Origin of the sequence: Aureimonas sp. SA4125, from assembly GCF_019973775.1 — a bacterium.
GTDB lineage: Bacteria > Pseudomonadota > Alphaproteobacteria > Rhizobiales > Rhizobiaceae > Plantimonas.
Window position 1 is genome coordinate 4,108,368 of the sequence record NZ_AP025032.1, and the last position, 12,304, is coordinate 4,120,671.

A 12,304-nucleotide genomic window follows, 5' to 3' on the forward strand; every position below is an offset into this window, starting at 1 on the left:
TGTCGCGAGTGCGCTGAATAGGGGGCGACGAAAGCCAGCCCGAGCGCCCGTCTAGCGATTATCCTCTCGCATGATCGCTTCGATAAGCAGGCTGTAGGGCAGCGCGGCCGGCGTCGACACCATCCGGCCCGGGTCGCGGAAGTCGCCGCGGCTCATCAGGCTGTCGGCGGTCGCAAGGTTGCGGCCGGCGCGCTGGCGATCGATCGCCCCGCCGAAGATGGCGTCGATCAGTTCAGCGCTTGCGTCGCCGACCTTCAGGTTTGCCGCTGACCGGAAGACGCCGGGACGCTTTGCTGGTCCGTCGATCTCCTTCTGTGCGGCCTGGAGCGTGGCTGTCTTCGACCCGGCAAGCGCCCGGTTTTCGGTGTCGGCCATCGCCCGTTCGTTCTCGAGGATCCGATAAAGCTGGTCCGTGCGCTCGGCGCCGAACAGTGTCGTCAGCCTCTGGCGGTTCCAATCGCTGTTGCCCTTCAGCAGGCTATTCAGGGCCGCACGGTCGTTCAGGTTCGTACCGACAATGCGGTCGATCTCGGCCCGGGCGCCCTGGCGCAGACGGAACGTGACGCCGGACGGCCCGACGATTTCGCCGGACGCGACCGCGCCGGCCGCCGCCTCGTCGGCGAGCTCGGCCGGCCGCGGATCGGTTCGGCCATTGCCGAGAACGGTCTGCCCGCGGTCGACCGCTGCGCCCTGCCGCGCGAGCTCGGAATAACGGGCGTCGACCTGCTTTATCCCGGGCGCGGCGTCTCCCAGCAACCCGTCGACCTGCCTGCGGACGTCCCCGAGAACGCGCGTGACGTTGCTGTCGGCCTCGTCTCTCAGCATTCCGTCTATCGCCCGGCGAACCTGGAACAGTGTCGACGGCGAGGGATCGAGATCGTCGGTGCCCGTCGCATTCAACATACCCCGCACGCTCTGGAGCGCCGTCTGCGCTTTGCCCCGAAGGTTCGGCACGGTCGCATCGATGGCGCCTGCCAGGCTCGACGTGTCGATGGGCGCGGCGCCGGCAAGGGCGGTTTCATATTCCGGGCCGAGCGCTCGCTGATCGTCGCGGATGCCCCGCTGGAGGTAGGACGGGATCGGCGCGGGGCCGAGGGTCTCGTCGAGGGCTCCCGTCAGCCGATCCGGGGCGGCAAGCTGGCGAGCGCGCAGCCGATCGGTGATGACACGCTGCCCCTTTCCGGGCGTGGTGGCGATTGCGGCGGCCTTGCCCCGAAGGTTCTCGCCAAGATCGGCGACCACGCCGTCGGGGCCGAGCTCGCGGACGCGCCGGCCGATGTCGGCGATGGGAACGCCATCGTCGCGTAGACCGCGCACAACGGCCTTGGGAACGGCGCGGCCGGCATCGTCGATCAGCTTGCGCGTCGGTGCCGTCAGGGCGCCGCCGGCGGCCATCCCGGCAAGGTTCAGCGTCCGCGACATGCCCTCGTCGGATGTCGGATCGACTTTCCCTTCGTAGACATCGCCGGGCAGACTGAACGCCTCGTAGGCGTCGACTGCGATCTGCGGCCAGGCGAAGTCGACTTCACCCGTTGCCGTGTTCTTTGCAGCGGGCAGGATGGTCGCCCGTTGCCACTCACCAGCCGGCGCTGGCGAGGTCGTTGGCCGCGTCCCGGCCTTGCCAGGCGCCGTGCGTGCGCTGGCGCCGCCATAGCGCTCCCACGGCCCTGACGGGGCCGATGGGGCGGCTTTCGGTGCTGCCGGCGCCGCGTAACGTTCCCAAGGACCGGCCATCAGCCTACGGCCTCCCAATTCGCCGCGTCGGCGGGATCGCCGCCGCGGAACCTGAAACCGTCCTCGACGGTGCCAGGCTCGATCGTCGGCGCGCGCGGCGTGCCGCCAGCGCCCGTGTCTTGCGCATTTTCGGCGCCGCCCATCATCGAGCGCAGCTCGGGCGTCATGATCGACACGCGGTTGATTTCGTCCAGTCGACGACGCGCTTCAGGCGCGTCGATGTCACCGACTTGGTAAGCGTTGACAATGGTCCCGCGCTCGACGTTGATGTCGGCCTTGGCACGCATCATGTCGACAATCAGACGATTGCCCTCGGGCTTGTTTCTAAGGCGCGGCAGACTGCGCACCATGCCTTGATATTCGATATCGCTTGTTGCACCGCTGCCCTCGACGCGAAGCCCGGGCGCCGCACGGCTGACGACCGACTGGAAGGCTGAGCCGGCCGTGGTGAGCTCGGGGAAGTACTCGGAAAGGCGACCGGTCAGCGGACCTTGCGGGGCTTCGTCAATGAGCGCGCTCAGCAGGTCGAGGTCCTGTTGAAGCCCGGATGCCGTCGTCGCCGCAGCCTGGAGCGCGGACCAGCGAGTTCCTTCAGCCTCGTCGAGCTTGTTCCGCAGCTTCCCATCGGAGGGCTCGACGTTGTTGACGTTGACGAGCGGCGAGCGCGGCGCGGGCTCTGCGCCCGTGCGGATGGCGGCGCCAGGCGCCATGAAGCGCAGGCGACCGTCGGAACCGATCGCCTCAACCGGCGCCCGCTCGCCAAGGATCGCGTCGAGCAAGGCTTGGTCGTCGAGCGTGCCGTCGGCAGCGAGCCGGCGGCGCTCCTGACCCTGCACCTGGCTTTCGGTTGGCGCGAACTTGTCCGCCGCGAACTGCTGGAGCGTCGTCGGATCCAAGCCTTGCATCACCGCCGCAACAGTCTCATCGGTCGATAGCGGCTTGGGCGCGCCTGCGAGCGTCGGCGCAAGGCCGGTCGCGCTGGCAGTCTGCCCCGGCAGGAACACGGTCTCGCCGGGCGCCGCCTTGATCGGCTCGGCAAACTGGCGCGCCAAGAGCCCGCTTTCCTGCATCTGGCGCTCGGTCAGGGCGCGGGTATTGTCGGCAGCGTTGTTCGTGCGTGACGTGATGGCGCCGACATCGACGCCATAGCGGGCATCTGCGCTGCCAATGTCCTGGCCTCGCTGCGTGATGCCGACGCCCTGGTTAGGCGTCCACAAACCCAACGCGGGTCCGACGCGGTCATAGGCCGCCGCGTCCATCTCCGGCGCCCCAGCGTAGAAATCGGCGAGACGCTTGGCCTCGGCTCGCTTCGCGTTGGCAGCGGCCCAGCCAGCCGCCTCGGCGCCCGACGGCGGCGCGAAGAGGCTGGCAATGTTGGCGGCGGCCTGCCCGATCGCTGGGTTATTGACGATGACCATGTTCTTTCCTCTCAGTTCAGGGCGCCGGCCGACTCGGCGGCCAAGGCGCGGCGAATGGTGATCGTTCGGCGGAAAACGTCGCCGCGCTCTTCGATCCGCCTTCGGCGCATGACCGCATCGAGCTCGTCGGCAAGCAACGCTGTGTGATCGATCCTGTCGGCGGCGAGTAGCGGATCGACGGCCGCCGCGGCGTCGGTCGGCGCCTGGCTAAAAAGCGACGCGAACCCGCTGGCGGCGGCGAGGCCGAGATAGACGGCATCCGGCGAGATGCGCGGGTGCGCCGCGTCGGCGACGGCCGGTGCCGCGGAAGCGATTGCGGAAACGAGGCTTCCGACGACATTGGCGGGCGCCCCGCGGTCGTTCGGCATCAGCCCGGCGGCGAGCAAGCCGCAAAGGCCGGCGACCGCTTCGCCAATGCAGTCCGGCCCGGCCGTCGCCGCCCTGTCGAAGCGCGCCGCGATCGTCTGGAGCATCTCGTCGACGGTCATCGCGATGCGCCCCAGACTGGCGCCGCGGACTGGGCTGGCATGGCAACGCCGAGGGCCGCCGCGATCTCGGCGACGAGCGCCCGGTTTCGATGCGCCCGCCGTTTCTGCCGCCGCTCGGAAACCCGCCCTTTCAAGCTCTCGATCGTGCAGAGGCTTTCGAGGATGCGCGCCCGGTCCTTCGCATCCTGCAAGTCGGGGTGTTGACGGGGCAACCGCAGTCCGGGCGGACAAGCCCAATGGTCGACGAGCCGACGGAAAGCGGTCAGCCCGTCGGCAACTCTTTCGTAGCCGATGCCTGTGTCGGCAACACTTTCAGCCCCACTGGAAATCTGATTTTCGATTTCGCTCTCGTAGAGAACGAGAGCATCCCGGATCATTCTCTGGTGGCATGAGCTGAGGGGTTCCCTGCCGTCGCAAAGGTGAAGAATTTCGCCGACAGCGGACGCGAGGTTTTGGAAAGGGCGCTCCCCCAGCGCGGCGACGCGCAAGTCGTCGCAGATGCACGAGACGATATGGTGGCGGATATGATCGCCCGTCGTGGGTGGCGCTGTGATGGGCATGTGCTCGACCCTTGTGTTCAGGGTCGATAATAGGCGGCTCGAATGCGCGATGGACCCCCTGTTTGCGCGTCGGAAATCGCGCGATCAGGTCCGAAAAGTTCGGCGGGGGCAAAAATTCCTTCACCCGCCTGACGCCGCCAGCAAGTGACGGTTCGGACTGCCCCCTAGGGGGGTGCCCCGGCCCTCCGGGGGGCAGGGGTGCGTCTGCCGCGTCCGCCCTCGCGGAAGGCAACGGCAAGCACTGGAAATGCAGCAGACAACGCCGCTTCGATGCAGCGTAAGCCCCTGGCAGAATGGGAGAAATTCTTTCTTTGGTCGCCCTATTGATGGCTGGCCGGCAGACACCGCAACCTATGCCGGCAACATGTCAAATCGGAGCCAGGCCATGCAGGCAAACACCATCATCACGAACATCAGCGAGTGGGAAACTCATGTCTATTGGCAGGCCGTGGCGGAGTACCGAGCGGCTGTCGCGGCCGGTGACACGGAGGGCGCGGCCGACGCGCTGGACGAGATCGAGGGGATCGCCAGAGGCAGCGAGCGCGGGGCAATGCGCTGGGTCGCAGGCGCGATGCTCGATCAGAACCGCCCCGGGTGGCGAGAAGCTGAGGATGATGGCCCCGACGACGAGCCGTTTGCGGCTGGCCCTTCTTACAGCGAACGTGACCTGAACGACGGCATGGTCGAGATCCGCGTCATCCTGCCCCGCGGTGCCGAGAGCGGTCTGTTCCGGGCCTTCCGCGAGGCGATCGGGACCGCCCAGCCGGTCGCCTGACGATCACCCTATCGCTCGACAGACAGCCCGGCCATCGCGCCGGGCTTTTTTCATCCACTGCGTCGCTTTTAGGTGAAATGGGGCTTGCGTAACAACTCCATACGCTCGTATGGTTTTGTAACAACCCCGACGAGGCCGTCATGACCGAACCTTCCCGTACTCTCGTTGCCTACTACCGCGTCAGCACCGACCGCCAAGGCAAGAGCGGCCTGGGTCTCGACGCACAACGGATGGCCATCGCTCAATTCGCCTCCGCCAATGGCTTCCACACCATTGAGGCATTCGAAGAGATCGAGACGGCAAAGGGCGCGGACGCTCTCGAGCGCCGACCGAAGCTGGCGGCGGCACTGGCGAGCGCTCGGCGCCATAAGTGCGCTGTCGTGGTCGCCAAGCTCGATCGGCTTTCCCGCGATGTCGCCTTCATTGCTGGCCTCATGGCGCAGAGGGTTCCGTTTATCGTGGCGGAACTCGGCGCGGATGCCGACCCCTTCATGCTCCACGTCTATGCCGCTCTCGCCGAGAAAGAACGCGCCATGATCGCGGCTCGCACGAAGGCAGCGCTCCAACAGAAAAAAGCGGCCGGCGCGAAGCTTGGCAATCGGACAAATCTCGCCGAAGCGAGCAAGGCGGGCGCCGCATCGAACGCGAAAGAGGCCGACGCCTTTGCAGCGAACGTGCTTCCGGTGATCGCCAGCATCCGAGACGCGGGCACGACATCACACCGGGGGATCGCGGAAGTCCTGAACGCGCGAGCGGTGCGAACGGCGCGTGGGGGCACCTGGACCGCGGTTCAGGTTGGACGCGTCCTTGCCCGCGCCGCTTAGGCGCAACTCGTCAACCTCCGCGCCGTCTCGTCGAGCGCTTCGCCTTGGGTGCCTAGTCGAATAGCCCGGGGGCGCCGGCAGGGCTTTCGGCTGGCGCGGCGGTGCTCCCGTGGCGGCTTTCGTCTGCAACGCCTCCAGAGCCCCCAGAACGCGCGCGGCGCTTCTGCGCTGCCTCGCGCCGCTTCAGGTCCTCGATCGCCGCCTGAAGCTGCTTCCCGTCCATCTGGTGCGGTTCCAGATCGCGTTCCCGCTCACCTTGCTTCCCGAACCCGCCGAGCGCAGCCGCACGAAAGAGAAGGCCGGCGGCTGTAGCGCGGGCGGGCGCGGGTGCCGCCGCGTCTTCGCAAACGGCGATCGCTGCTTGTGCCGCCGCCCGGAGGCCGCGCGTTTCGATCAGGTCGAGCACGTCCTCGCGGACCTCTTCCGGTCGTTCCCGCTCAGTGGTCATTCGAACACGCTCCATGCTTTCTGCCTCGCCGCGTCCTGACGCGCTTCGATCTCGGCGGCTTGGCGCCGCAGCTCCTCGATGTGATGCTCGATCTCCGCCAATTCGGCACTTGGCGGTGCGGCCGGCCGGTCGGGCAATTTGCGCGCTTCGGCGGCGTGCTGACGATCGACGCGGACGCGGGCACGTTCGGCCGGCGAGCCGGGCTTGCGCGCTGCGTGCCAAGCATCGTGCCGCGCCCGTTCGTCGGGTGACATGGCGGCGAGGCGCGCTGCGCGCTTCTCTGCAGCCCGCTCGAGGTCCTTCAACTTGGCGGCGAGCTTGTCCATTGCCCCCGGGCTGTCTCGATCGGGCCATCGTGGTTTGTGCCAATCCTTCGCCTTCGGCGTGCTGCCGCCGTGCAGACGACAACGGCCGTTCGCCTTCGGCGGGTTTCGGCAGGGCTCGCCAGTCACGCGGGTCTTGGCGCCACACTTCGGGCCGGCCACCCGCTCGGCGTTCATCCGCCGGCAGTGCTGGCGGGCGATGTCGCGCCACCGGGCCGATCGGCACCACGCGGCCCGCGCCGGGCTCAGATCGCGCATCGGGGCAGTCTCCTAACTTTGGCTAGGTGAGGTATCGACCCCGTGCCTCTCGTCCCCTCCGGAACCGGGACCGCCGCCGCCGATGAAAGCGACGGCGTCCCCCGAAGGGGCTTCATCGCTTTCATCCTTACATCGTTGTTTTCCTTGCGTTTTTTTCGCGATGAAAGCGCAGATGCCATTTTCATCGCTTTCATCGGGTTTCCGAGAGATAATTTCGCATATCTTTCAACGATGTAAGTCATGAAAACACCCCCTGTCTTTCATCGCTTTCATAACCCTCGGACAAGTTGTCCTTGTCGAACCGCGGCACCTTCAGGGCCGTGATGATCCACGGCGCTTTTTCCCCGTGATCGCTTTTCGCGACCGTCAGTATGAAAGTCTGTCCGTCGGCATCAATTTCGACGCCGGGTTCGCAAAGGGCGCCCAATAGGAGAGTTCTGATCGTAGGAAGGGTCGCCCCCACCTTCACCCCGGCCGCCTTCATCTCCGTCACCAGACGCGGCAGCACCGCATTGATCTTTGCGCTATCGGCGCCACCAAGTGCCCGCAGGACGGCGTGCGCAATTCGTCGCCGCCGCTCGATCTCCTCCGGGCTCGGCTCGCCGTTTGGCTCCGTTGCCGCCATCTTCGGAAGCAGCCGGACCGTCCGAGACGTGACAATATTCCCGTCGTCGTCGAAACCGAGCATCGCCGGCTCCAGGGCGAAGCCCGTGCTGAAGCTCCGGTCTAGGTCCCGCTGCTTCGTGACGCGTATCTCGCCCCTGGCGTCGTCGCCCGCCGTGATCTCGATCTCGGTGTCGGTTGCAGCCCGCAGCAAGGAGTGCCCACGGGCGCCTTTAGCCCGGTCCTTGCCGCTGTGGTGTACGGCCATCAGATGCGCCCCTGTTGCTGCACGGAGCTTGTCCAGATGCCGCACCATTGCCCCCATATCCGTACTCGCGTTCTCATCGCCGCCCGCCATCGCGCGCGACAGGGTGTCAATGACGATCATTCCGACATCGACGCCTAATTCCCGGATCGACGCGATCAGCGGCATCAAATCGGTGTCGCCCCGCAACAGATCGACGCTCGACCGCAGCACCTTGAACGGCGGCGCGGCGTCGTTGGGGAACTTGCGTTGAAGCGCAGCAATGCGTTTTGAAACGCCACGTCCGCCTTCCGCGGCTACATAGACCACCATCATGCCGGCGGAGTGCATGTCTGCCCAAGGGCGACCCGAGGCAACGTGGTAGGCAAGATCCATCGCGACGAACGTCTTGCCTGTATTGCTCTCGCCGTACAGGATCGACATGGCGCCTTGATCCAGCAGGCCTTTTATCAGCGGCTTGGCGGAACTTTGCATCGCGACCGCTGCGAGGTCTGCGAAATCATCGAAGCTAAACCGCTTCTTGCCTGTCGGGTCTAAGGCAGCGGTTGGCGTTGGCGTGTCGGTTTCGCCGTCCTTTAGCTTCTCGAACAACTTAGTGCCGATGTAGCTGTCGTAAACCGCCGCGCCCTCGTCGCCGCCATGCTTCCTGGCGTTCTTGAAAAGCCATCGCGCCCCGATAGAATGTGGCGGCTTCAGCGAGTTCCAAACCTGGTCCGCTTTGTCGTAGTCGTAGTCTCCACGTTCCCACCGCGACGCCCACCCGTGGAATATTTCTCGACCGCTTTCCAAATCGTCGGCGCACGCCGCACGCAGTGCCAACCCAAAACGCACCATGTCGTCGCGACGCGGAAACAGTTCAGATGAATTCGGGATCGTGACGACGGCCTGACGTATCAGCTCGATGTCGCCCTTGAGTGCTTCCTGGTCGAGGTTGCTGCGATCCACGGGCAGGCTTCCCGTCGATCTCGTCGCCGCCGGCAGCTTCGCGCGTTGCCGATCGAGAAACGCGTCGACCTGATCGTGCGTCACCAGCGTGAGCTTGTCGCGAGGTACGATCGGTCTGCGCCACTCGTAGGGCTTGCCGGTCTTCGGATGGATGCCCTGCACGACCATCTGCTTCTGTTGCGCCAGCACCTCGATGCGGTTCTCGCCGTCCGGCCCTTCGAACGTGACGCTGGTGAACAGGAGCGGCTCGTCGACCTGGTAGACAAGCGCTCGCTTCGGCCACGATCCGACGCGCAGCGGCGCGGGGCCGAACGCCTCCAGCGCGTCCCGCTCGATGGCATTGGCGGTCGCTTCGTCGGTCGCGTCGATGTCCAAGAGGCAGAGGCCCCCGTCATCAACGAGCCCAACGCCGGCGCCAGACGCGAACCAAGGGTCGAGATCAGCTTCGGTCGTTTCTCGCGTTTGCCAGTTCTTCAAACCCATCCACCGGCCGTCACTTCCGCGGATGCCTGGCGCCTTGCCGCGAGGATCCTTGCCGGCATCGACGCTCCTTTGGAGTACACTGTTCTCGTAGAGCGGCGCGCCGGGCGGCACGATCGGGATGATCGACTTGTAGCCGAGATCCCAAAACTGACGAAAGGCGTTCGCCGGCGAGGCGCAATCGCCAGCGCCATCGAGCACGGTCCGGGAGACCTCGAGTACCTGCGACGACTTGGCGGTGGCGGCTTCGTCCGCGGGTGGTCGAGAACGGTCGCCGAGGACGTCGCCGAAAACTTGCCCGCTTGGGGCTTCGGATGCTATGTTTTCCACTGTGCTCAATACCTTTCGCGGCGCTGCTGGCTCGTACCCGGCGGCGCCGTTTTCTATTTCAAGCCACCGATGATCAGGCGCAGTTTCGGCCGGCCATGCGGAGCCGGGCGCGAGCGGAGCAAGGCGTCCACGCTGTCGGCGCAGATAACGGCTCGGCCATCACGCTTGACGGCGCGAAGGCTGCCGTCGGTGATGCGGTCGTAGGTCCATGAGACTGATCGCCCGCACCGCCGGGCGGCCTCTGCGGGCATCAGGAAGTCTTCGGTGCTGGTCGGCACGATGGCGAGAGGGTGAGACACGGCAGGCTCCTGGTCGAGGGGTGGGCCTGTCACCTTGCCGATCCAAAATGCGCGATTACAGCCGGCTACATCGGCTTGGAAATCGCGCGTCACGCCGCTGGCAGTGCGTACGGCATGAGCGCGCCGCGCTCGCCGAGGAAATCCAGTTCCCTTTCGAGACTGCGTAGAAGGCCAGCCTTTTCGTCGATCGCATGCGCCAGATCGGCGCCTCGGTAGTGCTTCAGCCAAGGGTGCTTGGCAGCACGGACGCGAATGCGTTCGGTCGCAAGCCAGAGGTTCCAGCTTCGCGTGAATTCCAGTTCGAATTCACGCGAAGATCGCCCCAGAAAGAAATTCTGAAACGACTTGCTCGCCCGGTGCACATGATTCCGGTCCAAACCTTTCCGTCGGCTGCCGACGTTGAGTAGCCGAGCGGCGGCGGTCGGCGAATGTCCGCAAGCCATGCACGCCATGGCGAGGATACGCTTATCGCGCGACGGCCGCGGGAACGGCGGCCGGCTCGCGACGTGCTCGTCGAGAATGCAGTAGAGCGCGAACCATCCGGCGCGCATCTCCTTCATCAGCAACAGCAAGGCGGGCGACGGGTTCTCGATCGCGTCTTGAGGCAAACCGGCTTGTCGCAGCCTATCGTGCAGCACTTCCTCCTGCCGCCTTTCACGCCACCGCAGATACGGATTGTTTCGCTCGGCCCATTCTCGATAAGCCGGGTGCATGTCGTCCGTCATCTCGACCGGCCCGGAGGCGAAAGACGGGTCGACGTCATCGTCGCGCATCGCGGTGCCGACGTCGTGAAACTCGTAGACGGTTCCCGGGGCCGGGCTGGCGGCAAAGACTACGTAGTTTCCTGTGTGTGGCGGCATCGTTAGGCTCCCGAGACAGAACAAGTGCTGACGTTCGTCCCTTGGCGACCGGTCTCGCCACGGAAGCACCGCTCGACGTCGATTTGTACGGGTAGAAACCGGGGATCGATCAGCACTTCCGCCTCGCCGCGCTCGGTGAAGGCGGCAAGCACGATCGCTCTCGGAACGCGTGTCGAGGCGATGACCGGGTGCAGGTTGCGTATGGCCCGATGGCCGCGAGCAAAGCCTTCGGCCACGTTCCTGTCGAGCGTCCAGGAAACTCCCCTCACTCGGCGTCGAGCGCAGCCGCGGTGGATGGTGATCATGGCGGGGAGCCTGTCATAAAGGCGAGCGTCATCTGGCGCTGCGAACAACCGCCAAGGGGCCGACCGGGATCGCAGAATTCGCACGAGCTGACGCTGGTTCGCCCAAGTCCGATCGCAGCACGGCCAAGCGGCAGCGAACGCGGGCCAGAAGACGGGTCCAGGCTCATGTCGCAGAAGACGGACAAGAACTCCTAGACGATCGGCGCTGGTGATACCGGGGGCCGTGAGCGTTTGGCGAAGCTGCTCGGTCTTCGCGTAATCCAACGCGGTCATGTCCGGCCGCCTGCTGTGCGAGCGCCGGCATTCACCCACTCGCGATAGGCACGCACGGTCGAACGTGGCCGGCCTTCGATGTAGATCGTTGCCGGACCTCGCCCCTCCCGGCGCCACTTCTTGAAGGCATCGACGGTAAAACCGCTGAGGCATGCCTTCTGCCGATCCGTTAGGAGCGCCTCGTCAGGCAGCTGCGAAAGGTCCGGCGCGGACGCCGCTGCGAATTTCAGTGTGGTGGCTGAACTGTAAGCGTCATCCCGGCTCCACCTTTCGCGCTGTGGCCTGACAGGCGAGTCTGACGATCTTGAAGAGGATCGTTCTGTGTCTGGATTTGACATTACGCTTAAGCCGATGCGCCGGGTCGAGGTGATCAACGGGGCTGGGGGACGGCGTCGCTGGTCGGCGGACGACAAGGCACGGATCCTGGAGGAGACCTTGGTGTCAGGCGCGGCGGTTTCGGAAGTGGCCCGTCGGCACGGGCTATTGCCGCAGCAGATTTTTGGGTGGCGGCGTGAGGCACGCCGTGTGTTCGATGCGGGCTCGGCGGCCTCGCCGGCTTTCGTGCCCGTCATCGTCGAACCGCCCTCGAGTGTCGTGCCGCACAATTCGCCGAAGCCGCCGCGCCGCAAGCGGGCTGCGGCTCGAAGCGGCGGCGGGATCGAACTGGAGCTCTGTGGCGTCGTTGTTCGCATTGGCCCCGACGCGAGCCCAACGACGATAGCGGCGGTGATCTCGGCGCTGAAGTGTGGTTCGTGATCGGGCCGACGGGCGCGGTCCGGGTGATGGTGGCAACCAAGCCCGTCGACTTCCGCAAGGGCGCGGAAGGACTGGCGGCGCTGGTGCGCGAGACGATGGGCGCCGATCCATTCTCGGGCACGGTCTACGTCTTCCGGGCCAAGCGGGCCGACCGGATCAAGCTGGTATTCTGGGACGGCACCGGCGTGGTGCTGGTCGCCAAGCGGCTGGAGGACGGCCAGTTCCGCTGGCCGAAGGCCCAGGACAGCGTCATGCACCTGACCGCGGCGCAGCTATCGGCGCTGCTCGAAGGCCTCGACTGGCGCCGAGTCCACGAGGTCCAGACCAGCCGCGTCCCGTCGTCATCAGGCTGACCTCTGG

14 protein-coding genes are annotated in these 12,304 nt (G+C 65.9%); 4 read left to right on the forward strand and 10 right to left on the reverse strand.

Going from position 1 to position 12,304, the window contains the following annotated elements; all coding sequences use genetic code 11:
• Positions 1 to 51: 51 nt before the first annotated feature.
• The 4 genes from Sa4125_RS19485 to Sa4125_RS19500 are packed head-to-tail and all read right to left on the reverse strand — an operon-like array spanning position 52 to position 4,200.
• Positions 52 to 1,734: a hypothetical protein gene (locus tag Sa4125_RS19485; RefSeq protein ID WP_224000710.1), complete on the reverse strand. Its 1,683-nt coding sequence runs from the start codon at positions 1,732 to 1,734 to the stop codon at positions 52 to 54.
• Positions 1,734 to 3,152, reverse strand: coding sequence for a hypothetical protein (locus Sa4125_RS19490; protein WP_224000712.1), 1,419 nt, complete (start codon positions 3,150 to 3,152; stop codon positions 1,734 to 1,736). The genes Sa4125_RS19485 and Sa4125_RS19490 overlap by 1 nt, the downstream gene beginning before the upstream one ends.
• A gap of 11 nt (positions 3,153 to 3,163) precedes the next feature.
• Positions 3,164 to 3,640, reverse strand: coding sequence for a hypothetical protein (locus Sa4125_RS19495; RefSeq protein ID WP_224000715.1), 477 nt, complete (start codon positions 3,638 to 3,640; stop codon positions 3,164 to 3,166).
• Entirely contained in the window at positions 3,637 to 4,200 is a 564-nt protein-coding gene (locus tag Sa4125_RS19500; RefSeq protein ID WP_224000717.1) for a hypothetical protein, read from the reverse strand. Before Sa4125_RS19500 ends, Sa4125_RS19495 begins: the two co-directional genes overlap by 4 nt.
• Positions 4,201 to 4,585: 385 nt before the next feature.
• Between Sa4125_RS19500 and Sa4125_RS19505 the strand changes: the two genes are divergently transcribed.
• Complete coding sequence (locus Sa4125_RS19505) at positions 4,586 to 4,975, forward strand: hypothetical protein (protein ID WP_224000719.1); 390 nt, start codon at positions 4,586 to 4,588, stop codon at positions 4,973 to 4,975.
• A 140-nt stretch (positions 4,976 to 5,115) separates the two neighbouring features.
• Positions 5,116 to 5,799, forward strand: a complete 684-nt coding sequence (locus Sa4125_RS19510; protein ID WP_224000721.1) for a recombinase family protein — start codon at positions 5,116 to 5,118, stop codon at positions 5,797 to 5,799.
• Between the two features lie 52 nt (positions 5,800 to 5,851).
• Here the strand turns inward: Sa4125_RS19510 and Sa4125_RS19515 are convergent, their stop codons facing one another.
• From Sa4125_RS19515 to Sa4125_RS19540, 6 genes are all read right to left on the reverse strand, one after another.
• Complete coding sequence (locus tag Sa4125_RS19515; protein ID WP_224000723.1) at positions 5,852 to 6,247, reverse strand: hypothetical protein; 396 nt, start codon at positions 6,245 to 6,247, stop codon at positions 5,852 to 5,854.
• Positions 6,244 to 6,828 (reverse strand): HGGxSTG domain-containing protein, encoded by a 585-nt coding sequence (locus tag Sa4125_RS19520; RefSeq protein WP_224000724.1) that lies wholly within the window; start codon positions 6,826 to 6,828, stop codon positions 6,244 to 6,246. The genes Sa4125_RS19515 and Sa4125_RS19520 overlap by 4 nt, the downstream gene beginning before the upstream one ends.
• 238 nt (positions 6,829 to 7,066) lie before the next feature.
• Positions 7,067 to 9,451 carry an AAA family ATPase gene (locus Sa4125_RS19525; RefSeq protein WP_224000726.1) on the reverse strand — a complete coding sequence of 795 codons (2,385 nt, stop codon included), beginning with the start codon at positions 9,449 to 9,451 and terminating at the stop codon, positions 7,067 to 7,069.
• Between the two features lie 53 nt (positions 9,452 to 9,504).
• Positions 9,505 to 9,843: a hypothetical protein gene (locus Sa4125_RS19530; RefSeq protein ID WP_224000728.1), complete on the reverse strand. Its 339-nt coding sequence runs from the start codon at positions 9,841 to 9,843 to the stop codon at positions 9,505 to 9,507.
• Positions 9,840 to 10,610: a hypothetical protein gene (locus Sa4125_RS19535; RefSeq protein WP_224000731.1), complete on the reverse strand. Its 771-nt coding sequence runs from the start codon at positions 10,608 to 10,610 to the stop codon at positions 9,840 to 9,842. The genes Sa4125_RS19530 and Sa4125_RS19535 overlap by 4 nt, the downstream gene beginning before the upstream one ends.
• Positions 10,611 to 10,612: 2 nt before the next feature.
• On the reverse strand, positions 10,613 to 10,915 hold the full coding sequence (locus Sa4125_RS19540; protein ID WP_224000733.1) for a hypothetical protein: 303 nt from the start codon (positions 10,913 to 10,915) through the stop codon (positions 10,613 to 10,615).
• A 594-nt stretch (positions 10,916 to 11,509) separates the two neighbouring features.
• Here Sa4125_RS19540 and Sa4125_RS19545 point away from each other — a divergent pair.
• Both Sa4125_RS19545 and tnpB read left to right on the forward strand, forming a co-directional pair.
• Entirely contained in the window at positions 11,510 to 11,944 is a 435-nt protein-coding gene (locus Sa4125_RS19545; RefSeq protein WP_224000735.1) for a transposase, read from the forward strand.
• Positions 11,941 to 12,297: an IS66 family insertion sequence element accessory protein TnpB gene (tnpB, locus tag Sa4125_RS19550; protein ID WP_224000737.1), complete on the forward strand. Its 357-nt coding sequence runs from the start codon at positions 11,941 to 11,943 to the stop codon at positions 12,295 to 12,297. Before Sa4125_RS19545 ends, tnpB begins: the two co-directional genes overlap by 4 nt.
• Positions 12,298 to 12,304: the final 7 nt, after the last annotated feature.